This window comes from Acidisoma sp. (genome assembly GCF_965199065.1).
Taxonomy (GTDB): Bacteria; Pseudomonadota; Alphaproteobacteria; order Acetobacterales; family Acetobacteraceae; genus Acidisoma.
Genome location: NZ_CBDAQN010000001.1, coordinates 765,911 through 791,074, shown reverse-complemented (window position 1 = coordinate 791,074; position 25,164 = coordinate 765,911). Strand labels below are relative to the sequence as shown.

27 protein-coding genes are annotated in these 25,164 nt (G+C 67.7%); 14 read left to right on the top strand and 13 right to left on the bottom strand.

Annotated features, from left to right (window positions below; translation table 11 throughout):
* Position 1: 1 nt before the first annotated feature.
* The 3 genes from plsX to ACOEQ1_RS03705 form a co-directional block, all read right to left on the bottom strand.
* Entirely contained in the window at positions 2 to 1,144 is a 1,143-nt protein-coding gene (plsX, locus tag ACOEQ1_RS03715; RefSeq protein WP_419757876.1) for a phosphate acyltransferase PlsX, read from the bottom strand.
* 33 nt (positions 1,145 to 1,177) lie between these two features.
* Positions 1,178 to 1,381 (bottom strand): 50S ribosomal protein L32, encoded by a 204-nt coding sequence (gene rpmF, locus ACOEQ1_RS03710; protein WP_419757875.1) that lies wholly within the window; start codon positions 1,379 to 1,381, stop codon positions 1,178 to 1,180.
* Between the two features lie 170 nt (positions 1,382 to 1,551).
* Positions 1,552 to 2,064 (bottom strand): YceD family protein, encoded by a 513-nt coding sequence (locus ACOEQ1_RS03705; protein ID WP_419757874.1) that lies wholly within the window; start codon positions 2,062 to 2,064, stop codon positions 1,552 to 1,554.
* Positions 2,065 to 2,398: 334 nt separating this feature from the next.
* Here ACOEQ1_RS03705 and ACOEQ1_RS03700 point away from each other — a divergent pair, with 334 nt between their 5' ends.
* Positions 2,399 to 2,941, top strand: a complete 543-nt coding sequence (locus ACOEQ1_RS03700) for an outer membrane protein assembly factor BamE (protein ID WP_419757873.1) — start codon at positions 2,399 to 2,401, stop codon at positions 2,939 to 2,941.
* 63 nt (positions 2,942 to 3,004) lie between these two features.
* Here ACOEQ1_RS03700 and thiL read toward each other — a convergent pair whose 3' ends face one another.
* From thiL to glyA, 7 genes are all read right to left on the bottom strand, one after another.
* A complete protein-coding gene (gene thiL / locus ACOEQ1_RS03695; RefSeq protein ID WP_419757872.1) occupies positions 3,005 to 3,982 on the bottom strand; it encodes a thiamine-phosphate kinase in 978 nt (325 codons plus the stop codon).
* Positions 3,975 to 4,499: a transcription antitermination factor NusB gene (nusB, locus tag ACOEQ1_RS03690; protein ID WP_419757871.1), complete on the bottom strand. Its 525-nt coding sequence runs from the start codon at positions 4,497 to 4,499 to the stop codon at positions 3,975 to 3,977. The genes thiL and nusB overlap by 8 nt, the downstream gene beginning before the upstream one ends.
* The gene (gene ribH / locus ACOEQ1_RS03685) at positions 4,499 to 4,978 is read right to left on the bottom strand and encodes a 6,7-dimethyl-8-ribityllumazine synthase (protein ID WP_419757870.1); all 480 of its coding nucleotides are present in this window, start codon (positions 4,976 to 4,978) and stop codon (positions 4,499 to 4,501) included. Before ribH ends, nusB begins: the two co-directional genes overlap by 1 nt.
* On the bottom strand, positions 4,975 to 6,111 hold the full coding sequence (ribB, locus tag ACOEQ1_RS03680) for a 3,4-dihydroxy-2-butanone-4-phosphate synthase (RefSeq protein WP_419758633.1): 1,137 nt from the start codon (positions 6,109 to 6,111) through the stop codon (positions 4,975 to 4,977). The genes ribH and ribB overlap by 4 nt, the downstream gene beginning before the upstream one ends.
* Before the next feature lie 2 nt (positions 6,112 to 6,113).
* The gene (locus tag ACOEQ1_RS03675) at positions 6,114 to 6,731 is read right to left on the bottom strand and encodes a riboflavin synthase (RefSeq protein WP_419757869.1); all 618 of its coding nucleotides are present in this window, start codon (positions 6,729 to 6,731) and stop codon (positions 6,114 to 6,116) included.
* A 62-nt stretch (positions 6,732 to 6,793) separates the two neighbouring features.
* Complete coding sequence (gene nrdR, locus ACOEQ1_RS03670; protein WP_419757868.1) at positions 6,794 to 7,264, bottom strand: transcriptional regulator NrdR; 471 nt, start codon at positions 7,262 to 7,264, stop codon at positions 6,794 to 6,796.
* Positions 7,265 to 7,277: 13 nt separating this feature from the next.
* Positions 7,278 to 8,579, bottom strand: coding sequence for a serine hydroxymethyltransferase (glyA, locus tag ACOEQ1_RS03665; protein WP_419757867.1), 1,302 nt, complete (start codon positions 8,577 to 8,579; stop codon positions 7,278 to 7,280).
* Positions 8,580 to 8,769: 190 nt separating this feature from the next.
* Here glyA and hemB point away from each other — a divergent pair, with 190 nt between their 5' ends.
* From hemB to ACOEQ1_RS03620, 9 genes are all read left to right on the top strand, one after another.
* The gene (hemB, locus tag ACOEQ1_RS03660; protein ID WP_419757866.1) at positions 8,770 to 9,762 is read left to right on the top strand and encodes a porphobilinogen synthase; all 993 of its coding nucleotides are present in this window, start codon (positions 8,770 to 8,772) and stop codon (positions 9,760 to 9,762) included.
* Positions 9,763 to 9,968: 206 nt separating this feature from the next.
* The gene (gene radC, locus ACOEQ1_RS03655) at positions 9,969 to 10,673 is read left to right on the top strand and encodes a RadC family protein (protein WP_419758632.1); all 705 of its coding nucleotides are present in this window, start codon (positions 9,969 to 9,971) and stop codon (positions 10,671 to 10,673) included.
* Positions 10,674 to 10,934: 261 nt separating this feature from the next.
* A complete protein-coding gene (locus tag ACOEQ1_RS03650; RefSeq protein ID WP_419757865.1) occupies positions 10,935 to 13,124 on the top strand; it encodes a putative bifunctional diguanylate cyclase/phosphodiesterase in 2,190 nt (729 codons plus the stop codon).
* Between the two features lie 51 nt (positions 13,125 to 13,175).
* Positions 13,176 to 14,225, top strand: coding sequence for a BMP family ABC transporter substrate-binding protein (locus ACOEQ1_RS03645; RefSeq protein WP_419757864.1), 1,050 nt, complete (start codon positions 13,176 to 13,178; stop codon positions 14,223 to 14,225).
* Positions 14,226 to 14,232: 7 nt separating this feature from the next.
* Complete coding sequence (locus tag ACOEQ1_RS03640; RefSeq protein ID WP_419757863.1) at positions 14,233 to 15,786, top strand: ABC transporter ATP-binding protein; 1,554 nt, start codon at positions 14,233 to 14,235, stop codon at positions 15,784 to 15,786.
* Positions 15,786 to 16,817, top strand: a complete 1,032-nt coding sequence (locus tag ACOEQ1_RS03635; protein WP_419757862.1) for an ABC transporter permease — start codon at positions 15,786 to 15,788, stop codon at positions 16,815 to 16,817. The genes ACOEQ1_RS03640 and ACOEQ1_RS03635 overlap by 1 nt, the downstream gene beginning before the upstream one ends.
* Complete coding sequence (locus tag ACOEQ1_RS03630; protein WP_419757861.1) at positions 16,814 to 17,701, top strand: ABC transporter permease; 888 nt, start codon at positions 16,814 to 16,816, stop codon at positions 17,699 to 17,701. The genes ACOEQ1_RS03635 and ACOEQ1_RS03630 overlap by 4 nt, the downstream gene beginning before the upstream one ends.
* 26 nt (positions 17,702 to 17,727) lie before the next feature.
* Positions 17,728 to 18,672, top strand: a complete 945-nt coding sequence (locus ACOEQ1_RS03625) for a nucleoside hydrolase (RefSeq protein ID WP_419757860.1) — start codon at positions 17,728 to 17,730, stop codon at positions 18,670 to 18,672.
* 69 nt (positions 18,673 to 18,741) lie between these two features.
* Entirely contained in the window at positions 18,742 to 19,500 is a 759-nt protein-coding gene (locus tag ACOEQ1_RS03620) for a class I SAM-dependent methyltransferase (protein WP_419757859.1), read from the top strand.
* 25 nt (positions 19,501 to 19,525) lie between these two features.
* On the opposite strand, the gene ACOEQ1_RS03615 is transcribed toward ACOEQ1_RS03620, so the two are convergent.
* Positions 19,526 to 20,263 carry a metallophosphoesterase family protein gene (locus ACOEQ1_RS03615; protein WP_419757858.1) on the bottom strand — a complete coding sequence of 246 codons (738 nt, stop codon included), beginning with the start codon at positions 20,261 to 20,263 and terminating at the stop codon, positions 19,526 to 19,528.
* Between the two features lie 147 nt (positions 20,264 to 20,410).
* Between ACOEQ1_RS03615 and ACOEQ1_RS03610 the strand changes: the two genes are divergently transcribed.
* From ACOEQ1_RS03610 to ACOEQ1_RS03595, 4 genes are all read left to right on the top strand, one after another.
* The gene (locus ACOEQ1_RS03610; protein WP_419757857.1) at positions 20,411 to 21,175 is read left to right on the top strand and encodes an ABC transporter ATP-binding protein; all 765 of its coding nucleotides are present in this window, start codon (positions 20,411 to 20,413) and stop codon (positions 21,173 to 21,175) included.
* Positions 21,172 to 21,990, top strand: coding sequence for an ABC transporter permease (locus ACOEQ1_RS03605; protein ID WP_419757856.1), 819 nt, complete (start codon positions 21,172 to 21,174; stop codon positions 21,988 to 21,990). Before ACOEQ1_RS03610 ends, ACOEQ1_RS03605 begins: the two co-directional genes overlap by 4 nt.
* 15 nt (positions 21,991 to 22,005) lie before the next feature.
* Positions 22,006 to 22,644 (top strand): histidine phosphatase family protein, encoded by a 639-nt coding sequence (locus ACOEQ1_RS03600; RefSeq protein ID WP_419757855.1) that lies wholly within the window; start codon positions 22,006 to 22,008, stop codon positions 22,642 to 22,644.
* A 91-nt stretch (positions 22,645 to 22,735) separates the two neighbouring features.
* Positions 22,736 to 23,428: a lipid-binding SYLF domain-containing protein gene (locus ACOEQ1_RS03595; protein ID WP_419757854.1), complete on the top strand. Its 693-nt coding sequence runs from the start codon at positions 22,736 to 22,738 to the stop codon at positions 23,426 to 23,428.
* Between the two features lie 15 nt (positions 23,429 to 23,443).
* On the opposite strand, the gene ACOEQ1_RS03590 is transcribed toward ACOEQ1_RS03595, so the two are convergent.
* Both ACOEQ1_RS03590 and ACOEQ1_RS03585 read right to left on the bottom strand, forming a co-directional pair.
* Entirely contained in the window at positions 23,444 to 24,907 is a 1,464-nt protein-coding gene (locus ACOEQ1_RS03590; RefSeq protein ID WP_419757853.1) for a sodium:solute symporter family protein, read from the bottom strand.
* Positions 24,904 to 25,116: a DUF3311 domain-containing protein gene (locus ACOEQ1_RS03585; RefSeq protein WP_419757852.1), complete on the bottom strand. Its 213-nt coding sequence runs from the start codon at positions 25,114 to 25,116 to the stop codon at positions 24,904 to 24,906. Before ACOEQ1_RS03585 ends, ACOEQ1_RS03590 begins: the two co-directional genes overlap by 4 nt.
* Positions 25,117 to 25,164: the final 48 nt, after the last annotated feature.

Sequence of the window (25,164 nt, the reverse complement as noted above, 5' to 3'; positions counted from 1 at the left end):
CTTACTTGGCCGCCGCGAGGCGGACGCTGGCCTCGGGTGCATCGCCGGCGGGCGCCTCAGCCTCGACGGCGTCGGCCGCGGCAAGAGCCGCAAGACTTTCATGCTCCGCGAGCTTCGCGAGGCCCTCGGCGATGCCGGCGGTGAAGCCATGCGTCACCATGTTCATCGCAACATCAACGGCATGAGCGAAGCCCAGTGCGTCCGTCCCGCCGTGGGATTTCACGACGACGCTGTTCAGCCCGACCATCACGGCACCGTTGTAGCGCCGCGGATCGAGCCACTCGCGCAAGCGATCCAGGCCGGTCCGCGCCAGCAGATAGGCAATCTTGGCGGAAAGGCTGCTGGTGAAGACCTGGCGCAACAGGCCGCCCATCAGCTTGAGCGCGCCCTCGCCGGTTTTCAGCGCGACATTGCCGGTGAAGCCGTCGGTGACGATCACGTCCGTGGTGCCGGCGGCAATGTCATGCCCCTCGACGAACCCCTGGAAGCGCGCCCCGATATGGCTGGCGCGCAGCACGTCGGCGGCCCGGCGCAGACGGTCGTCGCCCTTGCCCTCCTCCGAACCGACGTTGAGCAGCCCGATGGTCGGTTCCGGGATGCCGAGCACCGTGCGGGCGAACATCTCGCCCATCACGGCGAACTCGACGAGGTTGCGGCTGTCGCAGACGACGTTGGCGCCGAGGTCGAGCATAACCACGTCGCCGCGCGCCGAAGGCACCGTCGCAGCCATCGCCGGACGGTCGATGCCGGGCAACGTCTTGATGACGATTTTGGCGAGCGCCATCAGGGCGCCCGTGTTGCCCGCGGAGACGAGGCCCATTGCCTCCCCGTTCGCCACCGCGTCGACGGCGACGCGCATGGAGGACGAGCGCAGACGCAGCGCGACCGTGGGCTTCATGTCGCCCGACACGATTTCGTTCGCCTGCCGGATGGTGCAGACGGCGCGCGCCCGCGGATAGGCCGCGAGCAAGGGCTTCAGCGTCGCTTCCTCGCCGGCCAGCAAGAAGCGCGCGCCGGGATGGCGCTCAGCCGCGAGCGCGAGGCCGGCAACGACCATGGCCGGGGCATCGTCCCCACCCATGGCATCGACAGCCAAGGCGAAGGGCGCCGAGCCAGATGGCGCCGAGCTGGCGGCTTCCGTCATCTCTGGCGGGGTTGCTGATGCCGGTGGGGCCGTTTAGGCCCGGACCGCGCCCTTGAGCGCCTTGCCGGCGCCGACCACTTCGCGGCCGTCATAGTGACCGCAGTGGCTGCAGACATGATGCGGGCGCTTCAGCTCCCCGCAGTTGCCGCACTCGGCAAAGCTTTCGCTCTGGATCGCATGGTGGCTACGGCGCATTCCCCGGCGGGAGGGCGACGTCTTTCTTTTGGGAACGGCCATCGCCGGAACCCCTTTCGCGTTACGTGACCCTCGATCGATATGATCGGGCCAGCTTATCCTGGTGGCGTGAGGCGCGGCACTTACCAGAGCGGCCCACAAGCGGCAAGCGGCGGCAGGCCCGACCGGCCTCCTCGTATCACAACCCTTGCATGTGCCGCGCCCGGTCGGGGTTAGTTCCGCCGGGTCAAGTTACGAAGGACATCGAAGGCGCCGGTGCCTTCCTGGCCCAAATCCGGCATTTTGGCACCCGGCTTGCGCGGGTAGGGGTTCAACGACAGCGCATATTCCTGCACCGCCGCCTCGCCCAGGTCGAGCGTATCGTTATCGTACAGAACCTCGTCCGGGCCATCCTCATAATCGTAGGGCGCTTCCAGAGCCTCGTCCTCGCTGGCCTCCTCGGTCACGAAGCGGATCGTGAAGGAGAGGTCCGACCGCTCGGTGAAGTCTTCAAGCGAGACGACGCAGGTGCGCAGGGCGCGGGCGTGGATGCGGCCCTGGGCGAGATACTCGTCGCCGCCCGCCTGCCGCGCGATGCGGAACGTGGCGGTGAAGGCGGTGAGGCCCGACAGGCCCAGCCGCGCCGCCACCAGGGCGCATTCCTCGGGCGTCGCCTCTATGCTGCGGGAGGCTTCCGTCATGCCGATCTGGGCGACGGGAAGCAGGCGGGAAAATTCGGGGGTCATCGGCTGGGCTCTACGGACGGGATATTTCGCATGGTTTATGAGCATATCATGCCGTGCCGCCCGATTACACGGGCGCGGACGCGGCGGATGGCAGAAATCCGCCATCGACCGCGCCGCTCACCTGGAACAGGGCCATCGGCGCGACGCTCGCGGCGAGTTGACACCGGATCGGGAGCATGACACCCAGCGCCCTCTCGCCTGACGGCCGATCGGGGCCGCCGGGGCTTCCGCGCCTGTCGCCCTCGTACGACAACTCGCCCTGGCTACCACGTGACGGCGGTAAAGATTGGCGGTGAAGGCTGGCGGTGAAGGCTGGCGGAGGAGTGACGGAGGAATGAGCCGCATGTTCAAGACTGCCTGGCCGAAACGCCGGACCGGGTTCCGGCATGCCGTCGCCGTCGTCGTTCTGCTGGGCGGGATGCCCCTGGCCGGGTGCAGCTTCTTCCAGGCTCAATCCACCACCCGCGGTGACCCGATCGACATCGAGAGCCTCAAGCAACTGACGCCCGGCGTCACCACAACGGCCGACGCCTCCGCCTTGCTGGGATCACCGACGGCCCATGAAACCTTCGACGACAATAGCTGGATCTATATCAGCCAGATCACCCGGCCGCGTGTCGGGCGATTGCCGGGCGTACTGCGGCAACGTGTCGTGGTGCTGAATTTCGACGGCACCGGCGTGCTGCGCTCGGTCAAGGTGTACGACAAGGCCGATGGCCGCGCCGTCAGCATGGCGCCGGGCGCGACAGCGACGCCGGGCGCTTCGGTTTCGGTGCTGCAGCAGCTATTCGGCAATGTCGGCCGGTTCAGCGGCGCTTCCGATACCGGTGGCAATCAGGGCGGCGGCGGCTTGAGCGCGGGCGGTCCAGGGTTGTAGCGTTGCGTCCAGGACACTTGGGACGCCGGCGCTCTGCGTGACGGGCGCGGCACGGCAGCGGAGCTAGAAGTGGCTCCAGCCGTGGCGCGCGACAGTGACCGTCTCGTGCGCGGCATCGATCACGCGCACCGCCATCGGCCCCTCCGTGAACCGCCCGATGCGCGTCAGCGGCACGCCGAGCGTCGCGCAGGCTGCCGCGAGAGCCTCGCCCCTGCCCTCCGGCACCGCCAGCAACAGCTCGTAGTCGTCGCCGCCGCCGAGGCAATCCGCGAGCCATGCCGGGCCGGCGGCGCGGGCGGCGTCCGACAGCGGCACCAGCCCGGCCTCGATCTCCGCGCCGCAGCCAGCCAGCCGGCAGAGGTGCCCGAGGTCCTGCAGCAGCCCATCGGACACGTCGATGGCGGCCGAGGCGCGGCCCGTCAGCGGCAGTCCCAGCCGGGGGCTCGGCACGCAGTATCTGGCCCGGAGATAGCCGCTGGGGTCATCCAGCTTGCCGAGCGACGCGGCGAGGCCTAGCGCACCGTCGCCGATCGTGCCGGTGACCCAGACCTCGTCGCCGGCCTTCGCGCCCCGACGCCGGACGGCGGCACCGGGCGCCACATGACCGATGATGGTGAGCGACAGCGTCACAGGACCGGGCGTGCTTGTCGTATCCCCACCGAGGAGCGTCACGTCGAAGATCGCCTGATCCGCCGCGAGCCCTCTGGCAAAGGCCGCGAACCATGCGTCCGGCGTGTCCGTGGGCGCTGACACCGTCAGCAGATAGCCGAGGGGCGTGGCACCCATGGCCGCCAGGTCCGAAAGGTTCACCCGCAGCAGCTTGCGGGCGACCCCGTCGGCGGGGTCATCCGGCAGATAATGCACCCCTGCGACCATGGCATCCGCCGCCATGACCAGCTCCCGGCCGGGAGGCGGAACGAGGACAGCCGCATCGTCTTCGAGGTCGAGGGCACCCGGTCCCGCAAGAGGCCGGAAATGGCGGCCGATCAGACCGAATTCGGATGGCAGCGCGGACTCCGCAGCCCCAGCAGGCTCAGACATGTTCCGCGGGTGAGGCGCCGAACTCAGCCGGCCGGGCCCGACGGGCCAGTGCGTCCAGCATGCCATTGACCATGCGCGGCTCGTCGCCGGTGAAGAAGCCGTGCGCCACGTCGAGGTATTCGTTGATGACCACCCGGATCGGCGGCCCGTTCTCCATGCGAAGCTCGGCCGCTCCCGCCCGCAGAAGCGCCCGGAGAACCGGGTCGAGCCGGTCGAAGGGCCAGTCCGCGGGCAGGCTCTCGGCGATCAGGGCGTCGATCTGGTCCTGGTCCCGCACGGCCGCGCGAACGATGCTGGCGAACAGCGGCACATGCGCATCCGGCACGCGCCCCTCCTCGAAGCCACCCGCATCCGGCACCGCGCCGAGGCGGTGACGGGTGAACTGGTCGATGACCGTCTCGCCGCTGTCGTCGGCCTGCTCACTTTGAAACAGCGCCTGCACCGCCGCCACGCGCGCGCCCGTACGCGGACGGGTCTGCGGTTTCATCGGTTTCGGAACGGAAGGCTGCGCCGCCATCAGCTAGGTCCCAGATGGCGGAGAAGCACGATCTGCTTGAGCATCGCGGCTGCCGCCTCGGCTCCCTTGTTGTGCTCGCCGCCGGCGCGGTCGACCGCCTGACCGAGCGTGTCCACCGTCAGCAGCGCCGTGCCCAGGCACAGCTTGTAGTCCAGCGCCACGCGCATGATGCCGTTCATCGCCGAGTTGCAGATGAAGTCGTAATGGTCGGTCTCGCCTTTGATGACGCAGCCGATCACGACGAAGCCGTCATAGGCCCGGTTGCTGGCCGCGGCGATGCCCAAGGCTTGCGGCAACTCATAGGCGCCGGCGACCTGGACGATCTCGTACTTGGCTGCGGCCCGGTCCAGCACCGCGCGGGCGCCCTTGACCATGCCGTCCACCACCTGCCGGTAATAGGGCGCAGTAATGATGAGAACTGAGGGCGGCGCACCTTTAAGCTTCGGCACATCGATCGGGGCGGCGTCGGCGGTGCTCATGCCACAGGCCCCACGTCCGTGCGCGCCTTATCCTCGAACGGCTGCTGATCGACGATGTTGAGGCCGAAGCCCTCCAGCGCGATGAGGCTGCGCGGATGGTTGGTGAGTAGGATCATGTCACGCACCCCTAGGTCGATGAGGATCTGCGCACCGATGCCGTAATGACGCAACACGTGGTCCTCCACCCGCTCGGCCTCGCTCAGCCCGAGCTTGCGGGCAACCGCGCCCGGCTGCGTGTCCCGCAACAGCACGATCACCCCTCGCCCCGCGGCCGCGATGATGCGGGACGAGGCGGCCAGGGCCTGCCGGCCGCTGCCCAGCAGATCGGTGACCGGATCGACACTGTGGACGCGGACGAGGCTGGCGCCGGGGGCTGTCAGATCGCCCTTCACCAGGGCCAGATGCTCGGTGCCGGTCAGCGCATCCTCGAACACCTTCACCGCCCAGTCGCCGCCCTCCAGATCGCCCGTCCAGCTCTCGTAGGACCGGCGCACGAGCTTTTCCGTCCGCCGGCGGTGCTGGATGAGGTCCGCGATCGTGCCGAGCTTGAGATTGTGCCGCTGGGAGAAGGCGGCCAGCTCCGGCAGACGGGCCATCGTCCCGTCCTCGTTCATGACCTCGCAGATGACGCCCGAGGGGTTGAGCCCGGCGAGACGCGAGATGTCGACCGCCGCCTCGGTATGACCGGCGCGCACCAGCGATCCGCCGTCACGCGCCGCCAGCGGGAAGACGTGGCCCGGCGTCGCGATCTCGTCGCGCGGGTTCTCGGAGTTGATGGCGACCGCCACGGTCCGCGCCCGGTCGGCGGCCGAGATGCCCGTGCTGATGCCGTGCCGCGCCTCGATCGAGACGGTGAAGGCGGACGAATGGCGCGAGCGGTTGTGGGCGCTCATCAGCGACAGGCCGAGCTGCTCCACCCGCTGCCGCGTCATGGCGAGGCAGATCAGCCCGCGCGCATAGCGGGCCATGAAGTTGATCGCCTCCGTCGTCGCGAACTGCGCCGGGATGACGAGGTCGCCCTCGTTCTCGCGGTCCTCGTCGTCGACGAGGATGAACATCCGGCCCGCCCGCGCTTCCTCGATGATCTCCGAGGCGGGGGAGATGTATTCGCTCAGGGAATGAGTGTTGATCATCGTCACAGGCCGCGCTCCGTCAGCCGTGCGACATAACGCGCCAGCATGTCGATCTCCAGATTGACCGGGTCGCCCACGGCCAGCGCGCCGAACGTCGTCGCCTCGGAGGTGTGGGGAATGATGTTCACGCCGAACACATCGCCCTCAACCTCGTTCACCGTCAAGGACACTCCATCGACGGCGACGCTGCCCTTCGCGGCGATGAAACGCGCGATCGCCGGCGGCACCCGGAAGGTCCAGCGGGTGGAGCCGTTTTCGGGCGTCGAGGTGAGCACTTCGCCCAGCCCGTCGACGTGGCCGGAAACGATGTGCCCCCCGAGTTCGTCGCCCATCTTCAGCGGACGCTCCAGATTGATCCGGCGGCCGGGCTGCCAACGGCCGAGCGTCGTCTTCGACAGCGTCTCCGCCGAGACATCGACCGCGAAGGACGCGCCATCCATCTCGACGACGGTGAGGCAACAGCCGGAACAGGAGATCGAGGCGCCGAGGATCACGCCCGGCAAACCAGCCCAAACGTCACGGTCCTGCGGCACGGCGATGCGTAGCCGCATGTCGGTGCCCTCGCCGACCGGCCGGACCTCGGAAAGGGTGCCAACGCCCGAGATGATGCCTGTGAACATGCTTGGCCTTTCAGGAAGCAGGAAAGCGGTTCTTTTCGAGAGAACCAGAAAACTCTCTCTGCCTAAGTGGGTTCGGGCTCGACGCGCTCGCCCAGCTGCCCGAGGAACTGCTCGAAATCCTTCGCCTCGCGGAAGTTGCGGTAGACGCTGGCGAAGCGGACATAGGCCACGTCGTCCACTTCCTTCAGCGTCTCCATCACCAGCTCGCCGATCTGCTTGCTGACGATGTCGCTCTCGCCGCTGGACTCCAGCTTCCGCACGATGCTGTTGACGATGCGGTCGATCCGCTCCTCCTGCACCGGCCGCTTGCGGAGCGCGATGCGGATGGAGCGCGCCAGCTTGTCGCGGTCGAACGGCACGCGGCGGTTGTCGGACTTCACGACCACCAGTTCGCGCAGCTGAACGCGCTCGATCGTCGTGAAGCGCTGGCTGCACGCGCCGCAGAAGCGACGCCTGCGGATCGACGTCCCATCCTCGCTGGGCCGGCTATCCTTCACCTGCGCGTCGTCGTGGCCGCAGAACGGGCAGCGCATCCGCCGGCAACCCTCAGTTCGGGTAGATCGGGAAACGCGCGCAAAGCGCCTGGACGCGGCGGCCCACCGCATCCTCGACCAGCGCGTTGCTGCCGTCGTTGGAGCCCGACAGGCCCGTCAGCACCTCGTCGATCATCTCGCCCACTTCGCGGAACTCCGCCTCGCCGAAGCCGCGCGTGGTCGCCGCCGGCGTGCCGAGCCGGATGCCGGAGGTGATCGCCGGCTTCTCGGGATCGAAGGGGATGGCGTTCTTGTTCGCCGTCATGTGGGCGCGCTCGAGGCTCGCCTCCGCCAGCTTGCCGGTGACGCGCTTCGGCCGCAGATCGACCAGCAGCAGATGGCTGTCCGTGCCGCCCGTCACGATGTCGAAGCCGCGCGCGACGAGCGTCTCGGCGAGCACCCGCGCATTGGCGACCACCTGCTTCTGGTAGGTGCGGAACTCGGGGCGCAGCGCCTCCCCGAAGGCGACGGCCTTGGCGGCGATCACATGCATCAGCGGGCCGCCCTGAAGGCCGGGAAACATCGCCGAGTTGATGCGCTTGCCGAGATCGGGGTCGTTGCTGAGGATCATCCCGCCGCGCGGCCCGCGCAGCGTCTTGTGGGTCGTGGTCGTCACGACATGAGCGTGCGGCAGCGGGCTCGGATAGACGCCCGCCGCCACCAGCCCGGCGAAATGCGCCATGTCGACCATGAAGATCGCGCCGACCTCGTCCGCGACCTTCCGGATGCGGGCGAAGTCGATGACGCGGGGATAGGCCGAACCGCCCGCGATGATGAGCTTCGGGCGCTCGGCCCGCGCCTTCTCCTCCAGCTCCTCGTAGTCGAGCAACCCGTCATCCTGGCGAACGCCGTACTGGACGGCGCGGAACCACTTGCCGGAGAGGTTCGGGGCGGCGCCGTGGCTGAGATGGCCGCCGGCGGCGAGGCTCATGCCGAGGAAGGTGTCGCCGGGCTTCAACAGCGCCAGCATGACGCCCTGATTGGCCTGGGCGCCCGAATGGGGCTGCACGTTGGCGAAGGTGCAGCCGAAGATCTTGCAGGCGCGGTCGATCGCGAGCTGCTCCGCGACGTCGACGGCGGCGCAACCGCCATAGTAGCGGCGACCCGGATAACCCTCGGCGTATTTATTGGTCAGGACCGACCCCTGGGCGTCCAGCACGGCGCGCGAGACGATGTTCTCGCTCGCGATAAGCTCGATGCCGTCCTGCTGCCGTCCCAGTTCGCGCTTGAGGGCGGCGGCGAGTTCCGGGTCGGTCTCCTCGACGGAGGCCGTGAAGAAGCGCTCAAGACTGACGGCGGGCGACTGCTCGTTCATGGCACGGTTCCTGGTTGGACAACTCTCAGCCGCGGGATGGTCCGGTCGGAGGATGCGCGAATTGGCCTGGCGACTCCCTTAACATGGCCTTGATCCGCTGGTGAACGTCTGCCTTCCCAAGGCTGGGTTGCCTGTCATGATGGGGATTAGCGCTTAAAGACAACGCCAGACTTCCAAGAGGTTCTTGCTCATGACCGACAGCCGCTTCCCCCAAACCCGTCTCCGCCGCAACCGCCGCGACGGCTGGACCCGGCGGCTCGTCGCCGAAAACACCCTCTCCGTCGACGATCTCATCTGGCCGATCTTCCTGCGGGAAGGTTCGGGCGAGCCGACCGAGGTGAGTTCCATGCCGGGCGTCGTGCGCGTGACGCTCGATGGGCTGCTCGCCCATGTCGAACCCGCCATCCGGCTCGGCATCCCCGCCGTCGCCTTCTTCCCGGCGACGCTCCAGGAGCGCAAGAACGCCGAGGGCACGGAGGCGACCAACCCGAAGAACCTCGTCTGCTCGGCGGCGCGCCTGCTGAAGGCCGAGTTTCCCGACCTCGGGCTGGTCGGGGACGTGGCGCTCGACCCCTATACCGACCACGGCCATGACGGCGTCATCCGGCAGGGCTACGTCGCCAACGACGAGACGCTGGAGGTTCTGGCGCGGCAGGCGGTGGTGCAGGCGGAGGCCGGCATCGACGTGATCGCGCCCTCGGACATGATGGACGGGCGCGTCGGCGTGATCCGCGAGGCGCTCGACAGCGCCGGGCTCATCCATACCAAGATCATGAGCTACGCCGCCAAGTATGCGAGCGCCTTCTATGGGCCGTTCCGGGATGCGCTCGGCAACGCCGGCTCGCTGAAGGGCGACAAGAAGACCTACCAGATGGACCCGGCGAACTCGGACGAGGCGCTGCGCGAGGTCGGCATGGACATCGCCGAGGGCGCCGACATGATCATGGTCAAGCCGGGGATGCCGTATCTCGACATCATCCGCCGCGTGCATGAGCGCTTCGAGGTGCCGCTGTTCGCCTATCAGGTGTCGGGCGAATACGCGATGATCATGGCGGCGGCCCGCAACGGCTGGCTCGACGAAGAGCGCGCGATGATGGAGAGCCTGATGGCCTTCAAGCGCGCCGGCTGCAACGGCGTGCTGACCTACTTCGCCCCTGCGGCGGCAAGGCTGATGCGGAGGTAGCAGCCGACGCAGAGTAGCCGGCGGCGTCCATCAGGGGCAATGGCCTCGCCTCCTACGTGAAGGATGACGATCCCGCCTGACCTGAATTTCAATACTTTTTCGCAACGGTGTTCCCTCTGGACCGGGCCCGTGCGAGATTAGGCGCCGTGGCAAAGCACCCTCACCTCGCCGACGCGCAAGGGCTCTTCGATCCGGCGCCCCCTGCCATGTCGGAGATGAAGGGAGCTGGCGCTCCCGCGGTGCCCGGCGCCGAGGGCCATCGCTCCCGTATGCGGGCCCGGCTGCTGAAGGCAGGGCCTGACGCGCTTGCCGATCACGAAGTGCTTGAGATGACGTTGTTCCTGGCGCTCCCCCGCCGGGATACGAAACCGATCGCGCGGGCGCTCCTCGCCCGTTTTCGCAGCTTCGCCGGTTGCATCGCGGCGACACCGCATGAACTGCGGGAAATCGAAGGCCTCGGCGAAGCGGGCATCGCGGCGCTGAAGACCATCCAGGCAGCGGCGTTGCGGCTGATGCGAGCCGAGGTGATCGACCAGCCCATCCTTTCGACGTGGCAACGTCTCATGGAGTATCTCACCGCGGTGCTGGCGCGCGAGCGGATCGAGCATTTCCGCGTGCTCTACCTCGACACGCGCAACCGGCTGATCGCGGACGAGGCGCAAGGCCGCGGAACCGTCAACGCAACGCCGGTCTACCCGCGGGAGCTGGTGCGCCGGGCGCTGGAACTGAACGCGACGGCCGTCATTCTGGTGCACAACCACCCGAGCGGCGACCCGACGCCCTCGCAGCAGGACATCCAGATGACGCGCGCCATCCGTAGCGCGGCCGAACCGCTGTCGGTGCTGCTCCACGACCATATCATCATCGGCAACGCGCGATGGGTCAGCCTGCGCCAGGAGGGCCTGATCTGAAGGATCGATCAATCATACGTTATCGAGACGATATCCGGGGAGCGTCCTTCCCGGCAGAACAAGGAAAGGTAACGGGTTGATCGTCATGGTGCCGCGCACGATCCAGGTTCCACAATCGCAAGCCCTAAATGGGGCACGACACCTCCGGCACAGGTGAGGATAACCTGGGGCCCTGCACGAAGCCCAAGGGCCCGGAGACCCTATCGAACCGTATCGAACCCCTGCTGCCGCGATACTTCCCTGCCAGGGAGAAACGGACATATGAGCCCCCGAGGCCGAACCGTCCCCAATGGTTCCGCGATCGGCCTGCCGCGTCCGGCAAAGTACACGCACTTCTTCGGCGCGGGTTTGGGCATCGTCCTTGGACTCGCGCTGCTCGCCGACTACGGCGATGCAAGCATCCGCGGCAGGCACGCCATCATGGAGAGCCCCGCGGGGAGTGATCCCATGTTGGCCGCCTGCATACTTCTCCTGGGCCTCGCCGCCCTCGCGACATCCGGATCGAGGCTCCCCTGGCGTCTCGCCGGGCAGTCTGCCATCGGACTGGCGTTCCTCCTCCTCCTGGCGCGGCTCGGCACGTCCCACTTCGCGCCCCACGTCATCGAGAGCCTTCTGCCTTTCCCCCGGCCGGCGCTCCCGCCACAGGCAGCCCCAGGGCCGTCGGTCTTCGGCGTCGCTTCCGTCGGCAGCCTTTTCCTGCTCGCGGCCGGCGTAGGGCTCCTGCAACACCCGTGGGTCAGGACGGGCCAAATTCTGCTTGCCGGAGCCAGCGCCGGTTTCCTGGTGACGCTACTCGGTTACGCGGCCATGCTGCCGCCGTTCGACCGCCCGATGGCCTTGTTCACCGGCCTGGCCGGCTCCGCGATCGCGCTGTCCATGATGGCGACGACCGCCGGGTCGGGCTTTCTCCGCTCGCCTGCCGGGGGTCGAGGCCCTGCCCGTCGCCTCAGCCAGAGGCTCATCCGCCACGGCATGGGCGCCGCCACCTTCGGCATCCTGCTCATCGGCGGGCTTCTCGCCCGCTTTGGCGGATCGCATGGTGGCATTCTGATGATCGGCGAGGCGGTCCTCATGCTCATTTGGATCTGGACCGTCGGCCTCGTCCTCGCCCAGCGCTTCGACACTCTCGACAGAGAACGCAAAGCGGCCGAGGGCGCACGACCGGATCACGCCAGAGACAGCCTCACGGGGTTGCTGACCCGCAGTCAGGTGGATGAGATGCTCGCAGTCGAAGGGCACTCAGCCGCCGATGCTGCCATCATCATGATCGACATCGACCGCTTCCGGTCCGTGAACAATGCCCTCGGCACGGCCGCGGGCGACAGCCTGCTCGTGCAGGCGGCCAAGCGGCTTGCCAATCTGGCCGAGCCGCATTGCGTGGCACGTGCCGGCGGAGATGATTTCGCCGTTTTCGGCACGGGGATCGGGCTCGCGGCCGCGAAACGTATGGCCCAGGCGGTGGTCGAGATCATGGCGGTGCCCTTCCCCATGGAAGATGGCCGCCAGATCCACGTCACCGCCAGCGTCGGCGTGGCCCATGGTCCCATCGAGGGCATCCGCGACCTCCGGCACGCAGCCGACGAGGCCATGCACATTGCCAAGACCCAGGGCGGCAATCAGGCCGTGCCTTTCGTCAGCGCCATGCACGAGGCTCGCATCGAACGGGCCGGACTGGAGCAGGATCTGCACAGCGCCTTCAGCAGCAACTCGGAGCTGTTCCTGGTCTATCAGCCGATCATCAGCCTGCGGGACCGCCGGCTGGTGGCCGTGGAGGCGCTGGCGCGCTGGCGGCATCCGAGGGGCGACATAGTCCCCCCGGCGCGCTTCGTCGGCATCGCGGAGAGCTCCGGCATGTTCCTGGGCCTTGGCTGCAAGCTGCGTGAAATGGCCGTGATGCAGGCCGCTCGCTGGCGGGACGTCGCTCCCGGCCGGCCGCCGATGATCAACCTCAACGTCTCGCCGCTCGAACTCGCCCGGTCGGACGTAGCGGGAAGCCTGGGCGCGCTGATCGGCCGCCATGGCCTGGAGTGCAGCAACTTCTGCCTGGAAGTGACAGAAGGCAGCTTTGCCGACGATCGCGCGCTGCAGTCTCTCCGGCTCGCGCGGGATGCGGGCTTCAAGATCGCGATGGATGACTTCGGCGTCGGCTACTCGTCGCTCACCCAGCTGCCGCGGCTGCCCCTGACCTCGGTGAAGCTCGACCGCAGCTTTCTCGATCAGGCGAAGGAGGGCGAGGCCGGCATCAGCCTGCTTGCGACCATGGTTCAGCTCGCGCATGTCCTGAAACTGCCGGTTGTCGCGGAGGGCGTGGAGACGCACGAGGAACTCGGCATCGTCTCCGACTGCGGCTGCGATTCCGTGCAGGGATTCCTGTTCTCGCGGCCGCTCACCGCGCAAGAGCTGGAGCCATGGCTGAAACCCGGACACCAGGCGGCGCTGCAGGCTCATTGACGGTCGCCGAGGCCCGCTCGTAGGCTCGGTTAACGATTCCGGGAGCAGACGATGACCGACCGCAGACGGGCCGCCGCATTGCCAGGCCACCTGACGCGCAGAGGGGCGCTGGCGCTCGGAGCGGGAGCCGCGGCGCTTCCCGTGCTCGGCGGATCGGCCTTGGCGGCGGGCAAGCTGGTTGCCTTGGTGCACACCCAGGCGGCGGGCGACAACGGCCCCATCGACGACATGATCGTGCATCTCAAGGCGCTGGGGAAGGCGGATCATTTCCCGATCCGCACCATCTATGCCGCCGATCCATCGACCTACCAGTCGATCCTCAGCACCCTCGCCGGGGCTGGGGCCGGGATCATCGTCACCACGTTCAACGAGATGGCGGACCCGATCAAGGCTGTCGCGCCAGGGTATCCGAACACGAAATTCATCCAGCTCTACGCCGACCCGTTCAGGCCGCCGATGCCCAACGTCCGCACCGTAGAATACCAGGCCCATTACGGCATGTTCCTGGCCGGGCTGTTCGGCGCGAAGATCACCCAGAGCCGGAGGCTCGGCTATGTCGGCGGCATGAGCCTTCCGGGCCTCAACGCCGACCTCAATGCGATGAAGGCGGGCGCCGCCACGGTGTCCTCATCGGTCACCGTCAAGGGCGCCTTTGCGGGATCGTTCCAGGACCCCACCAAGGGCCGCGAGATCGCCAACCAGCTGTTCGGCACCGGCATCGACTTCATCCAGACGGACGGCGCGGCGACGGATGCGGGCGTCATCCGCGCGGCAGGCGAAGGCAGCAACCGCGTGGTCAGCGCGGTCTTTCGCACGCAGTTCAAGCTGGGGCCGAAGACAGTCGCCTCCTCGGTTCTGGTGAACTTCGGCCAGTCGCTCTCGGACCAGGTCACGAACGCGCTCTCCGGCCACTTCACAGGCGGTCATTACGTGAGCACCCTGGCCGACGGCATCATCGATTTCGTCCCCTCGCCGCTGTTCATGGCGGATGGGCCGCCGGCTTACGTGACACGTGCCAAAGCCGCCTGGCCTTCCGTGGACGCTGCCAAACAGGCAATCATCAAAGGAATGCTGAAGGTCCCGTTCAACACGCAGCTCTGAGGCGGGCGTGGCGGCGGCGGCCCTCGCCTGCGACGGCCTGACGATCCGCTTCGGCGACTTCACCGCGCTTGCGGATGTCACGCTATCGCTCGAGGCATCGCGCATCCACGCCGTCTGCGGCCAGAACGGCGCCGGCAAGACGAGCTTCGCCCGCGCCTGTGCCGGGCTCATCACACCTGCGGATGGCAGCATCACCATCGGCGGCACGGCCCTCGCGGGGGGCCATGTCGCTGCGGCCCGGGCGGCGGGCGTGGAACTCGTGCATCAGAGCTTCGCGCTGCCGCCGTCCTTCACCATCGCCGAGGCCATGGAGTTCGGCCTCACCGGGCGCGCGGGCGCGCTCTACACACGCGGCGGGCTCCAGAAGCGCTGGGCCTCGCATCTCCAGGCGCTGGGCGTGGAGGCGAAACCCTCCGCCCGCATCCGGGATCTGCCGGTCGAGACGCAGCAGGCGGTGGAGATCGCCCGGGCGCTCGCCGGACAAGCGCGCATCCTCATCCTCGACGAGCCGACGGCGGTGCTGGCGCCAGGGGCCGCCGAGGCGCTGTTCGCGCGTCTGCGGCGGCTGCGGGACAGCGGCGTCACCATCCTCATCATCCTGCACAAGATCCGCGAGGTGCTGGCGGTCGCCGACACGGTCACGGTGCTGCGCGGCGGCCGGCTCGTCGAGGGCCCCGAAGAGGCCGCGAGCGTCACCGCCGACCGGCTGGCGCGCTCCATCATCGGCGCGGCACCGGCGATCGCGCGGCAGGATGAGGATCTCGGCGCCCTTGTAGGCACGGCCATGCCTCACGGGATGCGCCACGCCCATGCCACGACCGCGCGGACGGTGGCTGGCCTCAGCGGGATTTCGACGCGACCCGGCATCGACGGACAGAGCCTCACAGGCATCGACGTCGAAGTGGGCGCCGGTGAAATCGTGGGCATCGCCGGCGTCGAGGGCAACGGGCAGAGACCCATGGTGGAGGTCCTGGCCGGTCTGGTGCCGCTGGCGCAAGGCTCGGTGACCCTCGACGGCGCCGACATCACCGGCCTGTCGCTTGCCGAGCGACGCCGGCTTGGCCTTCGCATCATCCCCTTCGAGCGCAATACCGAGGGGCTGAGCCTGTCGAGCCCGCTTTGGGAAAACTTTGCCGCACGCGCGCTGCTGGCCCGCCCGGCGCTGAGCCTGATCGATCCCCGCGCCCTGCGGCGCGAGGCGGAGGCGGCCTTCAACACCTGGGACGTGCGCTTCGGCAGCGTCGACAACCCGGCGCGATCCCTTTCCGGCGGCAACGCTCAGAAGGTCATTCTCGCGCGGGAGATCGACGCCGAGGCGCGGCTGATCGTGCTGGCGCAGCCGACGCGGGGGCTCGATCTCGGCGCGACCGCCTTCGTCTGGCAGGCGATGCGGGAGGCCCGCGCGCGGGGGCTCGGGCTCATCCTCATCTCGTCCGACCTCGACGAACTGTTCGACATCAGCGACCGGGTGATCGTGCTGCAGGGTGGCCGCGTCTCCGGGCAATTCGTGCCGCCCTACGACCTGGCTGGCGTCGGCGCCGCGATGGTCGGTGCCCACTGATGCGGGCGCGACTGCTGACCGTCGGGCGTGCAGTTGCCTTCGTGGCTCTGGCGCTCGTGCTGTGCGGCGCGATCTTCGAGGCCGCTGGCTTCTCCGCGCCCGACATGTTCAGCGCCATCATCGACGGCGCGTTCCTCTCAGACGGCGCGCTGGTTCATGACCTGCGCTGGGCCTGCCCGCTATTCGTCTCGGCGACCGGCGTCGTCATCGCCTTCCGCTGCGGCTACTTCAACGTCGGGACCCAAGGACAGTTCTACCTCGGCGGCATCGGCGCGGCGGTGGCGGTCGCGGCCTTACGAGGCGTTCCTGATGTGTTGGTGATGGTTGCGGCCATCATTCTGGGCATCCTTTTCGGCGCGCTCTGGGCCTTCTGGCCGGGCTGGCTCCGCATCCGCTCTGGCACCGACGAGGTCATCACGACGCTCATGGGCAATTTCATCGCCGGATTGCTGCTGGTCTGGGTGACGAGCGGACCCCTCAAGGATCCATCAGGAAGCGGTCAGGTCTCCGCGAGCCGACCCGTGCCGATGGGCGTCCGCATCAGCACGGACACCGGCGTCTCGCCCATCATCCTCGGCCTCACGGTGGCGGTCGGCGTGCTTGTCTGGGTGCTGGTCAACCGCACCGCTTTTGGCGTGCTCGGCGGCCTCGCCGGGCGCAATCCCGTGATGGTGACGTGGCAGGGGGCACGCCTCTCGCGCCTCGGCCTCGGCGCCTTCATGCTGAGCGGCGGCACGGCAGGGCTCGCTGGCGCCATGGAGGTGCTGGGCCCAGACGGCCGCCTCGTCAGCGGCTTTTCCCCGGCGCATGGCTTCACCGCCGTGCTCGTCGCCCTCGTCGCCAACCTCTCGGTCAGCGGCAGCGTGATTGTCGCCTTGTTCTTCGGCGGTCTGGCGTCGGCCAGCCTCTATCTGCCGGTGATCGCCGGCCTGCCCTCGGCCGCCATCGACATGGTCAACGCCGCCATCGCGCTGTTCATCACCTCCCGCGCATGGCCCACACGACTGCCCTGGCGTAGAGCGGGCCGATGATCGACCTCATCGTCGCGATCCTGCGAACTGCGGCGCCGATGATCTATGTCGCGATGGCGGGCGTGCTGGCTCAGCGCGCCGGCATCTGGAACCTCGGCCTCGAGGGGCTGATGATCACCGGCGCCTGCGCGGGCGTGGTGCTGACGGAGCAGACCGGATCGGTCGCGGCGGGGCTCGCGGGCGCCGTGGTATTCTCCGTCATCCTCTCCGCGCTGCTCTGGCTGGTCATCGAGAAACTGCGCGCCAACCCGATCATTGCCGGGCTCGGCCTCACGGGACTCGGGCTGGGCGGGACGGACCTCGCGGTGCAGGCGATCTATGGCAGCGAAGGCGCCGTCACCGCCCCGGCCGGCATCCCCACGCTCGGCCCGGCCTTCGGCAAGTTCGGCCTGCTCGACGTGCTCATCGTCGCGATGCCTTTCGTCGTGGGCGCGCTCTGGGTGCTGCTGCGGCGAACCCGCTTCGGGCTGCGTCTATCGGCTTGCGGCGAGCATCCGTTCGCCGCCCGCAGCGTCGGCGCAAATCCCGCCCGTATGCGCCTGATCGCACTGCTGCTCGGCGGCGTGCTGGCAGGGCTGGGAGGCGCTGAGCTGTCGCTCGGTGGCCTGCAGATCTTCAGCGTGGGCATGACGGCAGGGCGCGGCTTCATGGCCTTCGCCGCCGTCATCTTCGGCGCGGCGCACCCCGTCGGCGCCACCTTCGCCGTCCTGTTCTTCGCCCTCGTCGAATACATGGGCATCAAGGCGCAACTGGTCTTCGGGGAGCGAGCGCCGCGAGACTTCGTGCTCATGCTGCCTTACCTCGCCACCGTCCTCGGCATATGGATCAGCGCTCGGCTGCGCGGCGGCGTGCCGCTCAGTTCGATCGAGATGAGAGACGGATAGAAACTTAGGCAACCAGGCGCTTTATCATGACCAGACGCATCATCATCGACACCGACCCCGGCCAGGACGACGCCATCGCCATCCTGCTGGCGCTCGCCTCGCCCGAGGAGGTGACTGTCGAGGCCATCGTGGCCGTCGCCGGCAACGTGCCGCTGGCGCTGACCGCCACCAACGCCCGCAAGATTTGCGAGCTAGCCGGGCGGCCCGACATTCCGGTCTACGCCGGGTGCCCTGGGCCGATGGCCGCGCGGCCCCTGGTGACGGCCGAACACGTCCACGGCGCCACCGGCCTGAACGGGCCGGCCCTGCCGGAACCGACGATGCCGCTGTATGAACAGCACGGGGTCGACTTTCTCGTCGACAAACTGCGCGCCGAACCGGCGGGCACGATCACCCTCTGCGCCCTGGGGCCGCTCACCAACATCGGCATGGCCCTGATCAAGGCGCCGGACATCGCGACGCGCATCCGCGAGATCGTGCTCATGGGCGGCGGCTATTTCGAGGGCGGAAACATCACGCCGACCGCCGAGTTCAACTTCTATGTCGACCCTCATGCCGCCGACATCGTGTTCCGCAGCGGCGTGCCTATCGTCATGAAGCCGCTGGACGTGACGCACCGCGTGCTGACGACGCCCGAACGGCTCGACCGGCTGCGCGCGATCCCGAACCGGGCGGCGGCCGCGGTGGTCGCCATGCTCAGCTTCTCAGAGCGGTTCGACCTCGCCAAATACGGCTCCGAGGGCGCGCCGCTACACGACCCCTGCGTGACGGCCTACCTCATCCGCCCGGAACTGTTCAGCGGACGGCACATCAATGTCGAGATCGAGACGATGAGCCCGCTGACCATGGGCATGTCGGTGGCGGACTTCTGGCGCGTGACCACGCGGGCGCCGAACGCGCTGTTCATCCGCGACGTCGACGACGCAGGATTCTATGCCCTGCTGGAGGAGCGGCTGGCACGTCTGCCGTAGGCCAGAACGTTCTGGTGACGGATCGGCCGGATCTTCCTATGCTGGGCCCGGCTCAGGAGAGACGGTCGGATGAGATACGCGCGTGTCGCCGCTATCGAAGACGCCTACATGAAGGCCGAGATCGACAAGATCGTTTCGCCGAAAGACCACATGTACAATACGGGGCCGGACTGGTACTACAGCGTCGGCCTTGACGGCATCCGCGCCATTCTCAGGGCGCTCGCACTGTCCTCGCTCAACGAGGTGCCCCGCATCCTCGATCTTCCCTGCGGTCACGGGCGCGTCGGCCGGCATCTCCGCGCGGCGTTTCCCCGGGCGGAGATTGCGTTCGCCGACATCGACACCGACGGCGCCGACTTCTGCGCGGCGCAGTTCCGCGGCGAGGCCATCTATTCGCAACCGGACTTGTCGCAGGTGGCGATTGGAGACAATTACGATCTGATCTGGATTGGATCGCTGTTCACGCATGTGGATCAGGCGCGTGCCGAAACCTGGCTGCGCCATCTGTGCCGGAGGCTGTCGCCGCGCGGTGTGCTGGTGGCGACCGTCCACGGCAATTGGAGCAAGGAGGTTCAACGCAAGTATGGCGCGATGATCGGGCAAGACGAGTGGCAGGAGATCCTCAAGGGCTACTACACGACGGGATGGGGCTACGCCCGCTACCCTGGCCCCGACGACTACGGCGTGTCCCTGTGCCAGGCGTCGGCCGTGATCGCGATGGCGGGCCGCGTCGAGGGTGTTCGCGTTCTTGGCTACAATGAGCGCGGATGGGCCGGAAACCACGATGTTCTGGTGATCGAGAACCGCGACCGCATGGAGCCGTTTTGATGAGCGGCAGGATGCGGCCCTCGGGCTACTTCCGGGGTCGCTTCGGCCCCGCCGCCTGGATGAAGGCCATCCGGTCCTCCTCCAAAACCACTGCCGTCAGCCGCCCGCCGTAAACCGCTCCGGTATCGATCCCGATCCGGTTGACGCGCACGGCGACCTCGTCCTTGGGCGTGTGCCCGTGAACGACCACGGCCTCCAGCCGATCGGGCCAGGATAGGAACGGCTGCCGGATCCAGACGAGGTCATGCCCATCCTGATCCGCCAGCGGCACGCCCGGACGGATGCCCGCATGGGCAAAGAAGTACCCGCCCCTGCGGTAGCTCAGCCGCTCCTCCTGCAGGACCATCATCTGCGCCGGAGGCACGAAATCGGACCATTCCGAGGCAGGCGCCTTCTTCGGCACGCCCCAGTCAGCAAGGCAGGTCTCGCCCCCATTGCGGCGCCAGATCCGGCTCGGCTCGCCGCCTTTCTGCAGCGCATCGAGACACAACTCCTCGTGATTGCCGCGCAGGTTGATGAGTTCGCCGGAGATAGGCGGACCCAGCGCCACACGCGCGAGAACGGCGGCGCTGTCGGGGCCGCGATCAATCAGATCCCCCAGGTGGATCACCACCGCCTCAGCCACGGGCCGCGCCTCGTAATCCTCCGCTATCTGGTCGAGGATTGCGGCATGGGCGGCGACGCAGCCGTGGACGTCCCCGATCGCGTAAATGCGGAGGTCAGGCGGGAGGAAGCCAGGCGCAGGCTGGAAGGCCAGCCTCATCTCGGTAGCAGAGCGGTCATTCCGTCCACCTAAGGGATGTTTGGCGAGTCGACTAGTCCGCCAAGGTCCCGCCGCCGCTAAATCCGCGAGGCTTCAATCATCGAACGGGGCTCGACAGGCGAGACGCGCGGCGGCAGAGGAACGGCCATGGAAGCGATCCGCGTAGAAGCCCTGACCAAGCGATATGGAACCACCCTGGCGGTCGATGGCATCAGCTTCCAGGTGCGCGCCGGACAGACCGTCGGGCTGCTCGGCGGCAACGGCGCCGGCAAGTCCACGACCATCGCCATGCTGCTCGCCATCCTGGTGCCGACGTCCGGCCGCATCGAGATCCTCGGCCACGACATGGCGCGCGACCGCTACCGGGCGCTGGCGCGGATGAACTTCTCCTCGCCCTACATCGCCCTGCCCGGGCGCCTCTCGGTGCGCGAGAACCTGCGCGTCTATGGCCACCTCTACAATGTGCGGAACACCGATCGCCGCATCGCCGAACTGACCGAGGAACTGAGCCTCGGCGACTTCCTCGACCGAGCGGCGGGCGAGCTTTCGGCAGGGCAGAAGACGCGCGTCGCGCTGGCCAAGTCCCTCATCAACCGGCCCGAACTGCTGCTGCTGGACGAGCCGACCGCGAGCCTCGACCCGGACACCGGGGATATGGTCCGCAGCTGGCTCGAGCGGTATCGCGTCTCTTCGGGATGCTCGATGCTGCTCGCCTCGCACAACATGGCCGAAGTGGAAAGGCTCTGCGACCATATCCTGATGCTCCGGCGCGGCCGGATCGTGGATGAAGGCAGCCCCGAGGCGCTTCTCGCGCGCTACGACCGCGACACGATGGAGGATGTCTTCCTCGACATCGCCCGAGGCCGCGGGCAAGGGGCAGAGACGCCGCAACCGGCGGAGACCACGCAGTGATCGCCCAATCGGCACGCCGCATCTATGGGCTGATCTACCGGCACCTCTGCCTCTATCGACGGTCCTGGCCGCGCATGGTGGAGCTTGCCTACTGGCCGATCCTGCAGATGTGCATCTGGGGCTTCACCGCGAGCTTCATCACCAGCCGCGCGGTGGCCGGCCAGCATGCCGTCGGCATCATGGTGGCGGCGACGGCGCTGCTCGCCGGGGTGCTGCTGTGGGAAGTCGCCATCCGCAGCCAGATGGGCGTCGCCATCAGCTTCCTCGAGGAGATCTGGTCGCGCAACCTCGCCCATGTCTTCATCAGCCCGCTGCGGCCCTGGGAACTCATCCTGGGGCTGATCGGCGTGGCGACGCTCAGGGTGGTGGCCGGCATCCTGCCGGCGATCCTCGTCGCCTACCTGCTTTACGCGTTCAACCTCTTCGTGCTCGGCCCGGTGATCGTGCTGTTCTTCGCCAACCTCATGATCATGGGCTGGGCGGTGGCGCTGGGCGTCGTTTCGCTCATCCTCCGCCATGGCGCGGGGGCCGAGGCGCTCGCCTGGTCGCTGCTGTTCGGCCTCACGCCGCTGTCGGCCGTCTTCTATCCGGTCTCGGCGCTGCCGGGCTGGCTGCAGCCGGTGTCGCTCGCGATCCCGGCGACGCATGTGTTCCAGGGCATGCGCGCGGCACTCCTCCATGGGCATGTCGCCTGGGGGGAGATGCTGTGGGCGATCGGCCTGAACGCCGTCTGGCTGACCGCCGCGGGGCTGCTGTTCGCGAGCCAGTTCCGCGCCGCCCGCGTTCGCGGCGCCCTCATCACCATCGGCGAATAATCGTCAGGACCTGCAATGCCCGTCGAGACCACCCGCTTCTGGCTGATCCGTCACGCCCTCGTCGACCCGGAGGCCCGCAAGTTCCTGTACGGCACGCAGGATGTCGGCATCTGCGAGGACACGATGGCGGCCCAGACGGACGCCTATGCGGCCCTTGGCCGGAGGCTGCCGCGCCCGGCGGTGTGGCTGGTGACGCCCCTCTCCCGCACGCTCCGGACCGCGCAGGCGATCTTCGCCGCCGGCTACCCGGAGGCACCACTGACGGTGGAGCCAGACCTCATCGAGCAGTCCTTCGGCAGCCTGCAAGGCACGCCCGGCGCGCGGCTCGCGGAGAGGCTCAGATTGCCCGCGCATGACTTCTGGCCCACCTCGCATGCCGAGCGGCCCGAGGATGGGGAGAGCTTCGACGACGTGATCCTGCGCGTGGGCTCGGCCATGGAGCGGCTCTCGGACACGTATGAGGGTGAGGATGTCGTCGTCGTCTGCCATGGCGGGGTCATTCGCGCGGCCGTGGCTCACGTGCTCCAGCTGGGTGGGGAGCAGGCTCTGCGGCTGACCGTCGGCAACATCTCGCTGACGCGCATCGAGCGCCGCGGCGCATCATGGCGCGTCGTCTCGGCGAATGAGACGGTCGAGGGCGTGCCCGCTTTCTGAGAGGCGTCTTTCGACGGTCTTGGTTTTGACATGGCTCCGGGCTAGGCAGACAGACGACCAAGCGTCTGCGAGTCTCGAGAAGGATTGCCTCATGACGTTCAAGAACACCGTCCTGGCGGCCTGTCTTGTGGCGCTGGCGCCGCTCGCCAGTGGCTGCACGATGGGCGGTCCCGGCTCAGGCGCACAGCAGGATGTGGTCGACCGGTCGACCCTCGCGTTGCAGGAAATCCTCAACAGCACGCAATCGAAGGACGTGGTCGACACCCTGCGGAGTTCGCGGGCGGTCATCATCTGCCCGCAGGTCTTCAAGGCCGGATTTATCCTCGGCGGCTCGGGCGGCAACTGCGTGCTCATGGCGCGGGCGGCGGCGGGCTCCTGGTCCGATCCCGCCTTCATGACGATCGGCAGCGGCAGCATCGGAGCCCAGGCCGGCATCCAGGACGCCGAGGTCCTGATCATGATCATGAACGACCATGCGCTGAACGCCGTCATGCGGAATCACTTCAAGATCGGCGGCGACGCCAGCCTGGCATTCGCGACCGTCGGCGCCGGAGTGGGCGGTGCCACCACCACGGCGCTGCGGGCGGATATCGTGACCTTCTCGCGCACCCGGGGGCTCTATGCGGGCGTTTCGATCGAAGGATCGGTGCTCTCGCCCGACACGGATTCGGACGTTGCCTACTATGGCCAGCCCTTCAACGGCCCGCAGATCGTGGTGCAGATGATGGCCAACAACCCCGGCGCCAATCCGCTGCGGGCGACGCTCAGCCAATACGGCGGGTAAACGCGCGCGAGCCCGTCACTCGGCGGCGACGGCGGCACGCCGCGAGCTGGTGACCGCACTCACGATAATCAGTGCTATTATGTTCAGCACCAGCGCCGCCGTGCCGACATTCAGATCCCGCACGACCTCCGGCGCGCCCGGCAGCAGCTTGCCGATCGTCGCGTTTGTCAGCGTGAAGTAGATGACGGTGCCGACACCGACGAGAATGCCGGCGATCGCACCCTCCTTGGTCGCTGGGTTGCGCGGCAACAGGCTGCAGATGAGCGACGGGAAAAGCTGGGTCACGAAGCTGTAGCCCATCAGCAGCAGAGCGACGATCGTCGAGCTGCCGGAAATCGCGAAATACGCGCCGATGACGCCGACGACCGGCACGAGAATCTTCGCGATCAGCGCGGTTGTGTCGTCACTCTGGCCGGGCCGCATCACGGCCACGAGGTTGCGCGCGAAGAGCGTCGATGCCGTCATCATGATGAGCGAACCGGGCACGAGCGCCGTCAGCACGCCGGTCGCGCCGATGATGCCGACGACGATGGGCGGAAACGCGGCGACGGAGACCTTCAGCAGCGCCATGTTGCTGGCTGAGCCCTTCAGCCCGGGCACGACGAGCACCGCCGAGAAGCCCACGAAGAAGATGAACAGCAGCACGAGCTGATACAGCGGCAGCACGATTGCATTCTTGCGGAACACGTCGGCATGGCGCGCGGTATAGGCGGCGGCAAAGGATTGCGGCCACATGAAGAAACCGAGCGCGGTCAGTAGCACAGTGGAGACGAACCAGGAGAGGCTTTTGCCGGTCGAGGCGAAGGCGAGAAAACCCGGTTTTGCGTGGTCAAGCGCCTTGAACATCGCGGTGATGCCGCCCTGGTAGTGCAGCGGCAGATAGAGCCCGAGGAAAACCGCGACGAGGATGATGAGAACGTCCTTGACGACGGCGGTCCAGGCGGAGCCGCGTATGCCCGAGACGATGACATACAACGAAACGACCGCTGCTCCGAGAACGACCGAGATGCTCTTCGGGATCGCCCCATAGCTCGCGACCTGCACGATGATGCCGAGGCCGGTGAATTGCAGAACGAGGTAGGGGATGAGCGCGACGACGCCCACCAGCGCCACCAAAACGCCCAGTGCGGGGCTCGCGAATTTCGCAGCGAAGTAATCCGGCTGGGTGACGAGGTGCAGCCGGCGCGCGTAAGACCAGATCGGCGGCAACATGAAATAGGAGATCATGTAGGCGAGCGTGCCGTAGGCGAGAATGTAGTAGGCGGGTGCGCCGAGACCGTAGGCGTAGCCGGACGCGCCGAGGAAGGTGAAGGTCGTGTAGATCTCGCCCGCCAGCAGCAGAAAGACGAGGACAGCACCGAAGCCGCGGCCGCCGACGGTCCATTCCTCCAGCTTCATCGCGTGCCCGCGCCGCGCGGACATCCCGAGGACGAGCGCCAGAACGGCGGAGAGCGCGATGAGGATGAGGGCGATGCTCATCGGCCGTCTCCGTCCGGATCGCCCGAGAGCCGGACGGGATCGAGCCAGTAGATCAGCGCCATGGTGCCGGAGGCAATCAGCATCCAGACGACGATCCAGCCGAGGATGAAAGGCATCCCCAGGATGAAGGGCGTGGAGCTGTTGTTGAAAATTGGACCGATGAACATGCCGATGAAGGGGATGATGGCCAGCAGTCCGATGTATTTCATGATCGCTCCCGCTCCGCGCGCCGATTGCTACAGCCACATGACACTGCA

Coding starts and splice junctions, on each gene's coding strand:
- ACOEQ1_RS03675 (WP_419757869.1), bottom strand. CDS start 6,731: ATGTTCACAGGCATCATCTCGGGCGTTGGCACCCTTTCCGAGGTCCGG.
- ACOEQ1_RS03625 (WP_419757860.1), top strand. CDS start 17,728: ATGACCAGACGCATCATCATCGACACCGACCCCGGCCAGGACGACGCC.
- plsX (WP_419757876.1), bottom strand. CDS start 1,144: ATGACGGAAGCCGCCAGCTCGGCGCCATCTGGCTCGGCGCCCTTCGCC.
- ACOEQ1_RS03610 (WP_419757857.1), top strand. CDS start 20,411: ATGGAAGCGATCCGCGTAGAAGCCCTGACCAAGCGATATGGAACCACC.
- ACOEQ1_RS03705 (WP_419757874.1), bottom strand. CDS start 2,064: ATGACCCCCGAATTTTCCCGCCTGCTTCCCGTCGCCCAGATCGGCATG.
- ACOEQ1_RS03600 (WP_419757855.1), top strand. CDS start 22,006: ATGCCCGTCGAGACCACCCGCTTCTGGCTGATCCGTCACGCCCTCGTC.
- ACOEQ1_RS03585 (WP_419757852.1), bottom strand. CDS start 25,116: ATGAAATACATCGGACTGCTGGCCATCATCCCCTTCATCGGCATGTTC.
- thiL (WP_419757872.1), bottom strand. CDS start 3,982: ATGTCTGAGCCTGCTGGGGCTGCGGAGTCCGCGCTGCCATCCGAATTC.
- ACOEQ1_RS03650 (WP_419757865.1), top strand. CDS start 10,935: ATGAGCCCCCGAGGCCGAACCGTCCCCAATGGTTCCGCGATCGGCCTG.
- ACOEQ1_RS03595 (WP_419757854.1), top strand. CDS start 22,736: ATGACGTTCAAGAACACCGTCCTGGCGGCCTGTCTTGTGGCGCTGGCG.
- ribH (WP_419757870.1), bottom strand. CDS start 4,978: ATGAGCACCGCCGACGCCGCCCCGATCGATGTGCCGAAGCTTAAAGGT.
- nusB (WP_419757871.1), bottom strand. CDS start 4,499: ATGGCGGCGCAGCCTTCCGTTCCGAAACCGATGAAACCGCAGACCCGT.
- ACOEQ1_RS03615 (WP_419757858.1), bottom strand. CDS start 20,263: ATGAGGCTGGCCTTCCAGCCTGCGCCTGGCTTCCTCCCGCCTGACCTC.
- ribB (WP_419758633.1), bottom strand. CDS start 6,111: ATGATCAACACTCATTCCCTGAGCGAATACATCTCCCCCGCCTCGGAG.
- hemB (WP_419757866.1), top strand. CDS start 8,770: ATGACCGACAGCCGCTTCCCCCAAACCCGTCTCCGCCGCAACCGCCGC.
- rpmF (WP_419757875.1), bottom strand. CDS start 1,381: ATGGCCGTTCCCAAAAGAAAGACGTCGCCCTCCCGCCGGGGAATGCGC.
- radC (WP_419758632.1), top strand. CDS start 9,969: ATGTCGGAGATGAAGGGAGCTGGCGCTCCCGCGGTGCCCGGCGCCGAG.
- ACOEQ1_RS03645 (WP_419757864.1), top strand. CDS start 13,176: ATGACCGACCGCAGACGGGCCGCCGCATTGCCAGGCCACCTGACGCGC.
- ACOEQ1_RS03590 (WP_419757853.1), bottom strand. CDS start 24,907: ATGAGCATCGCCCTCATCCTCATCGCGCTCTCCGCCGTTCTGGCGCTC.
- nrdR (WP_419757868.1), bottom strand. CDS start 7,264: ATGCGCTGCCCGTTCTGCGGCCACGACGACGCGCAGGTGAAGGATAGC.
- ACOEQ1_RS03630 (WP_419757861.1), top strand. CDS start 16,814: ATGATCGACCTCATCGTCGCGATCCTGCGAACTGCGGCGCCGATGATC.
- ACOEQ1_RS03635 (WP_419757862.1), top strand. CDS start 15,786: ATGCGGGCGCGACTGCTGACCGTCGGGCGTGCAGTTGCCTTCGTGGCT.
- ACOEQ1_RS03620 (WP_419757859.1), top strand. CDS start 18,742: ATGAGATACGCGCGTGTCGCCGCTATCGAAGACGCCTACATGAAGGCC.
- ACOEQ1_RS03700 (WP_419757873.1), top strand. CDS start 2,399: ATGAGCCGCATGTTCAAGACTGCCTGGCCGAAACGCCGGACCGGGTTC.
- glyA (WP_419757867.1), bottom strand. CDS start 8,579: ATGAACGAGCAGTCGCCCGCCGTCAGTCTTGAGCGCTTCTTCACGGCC.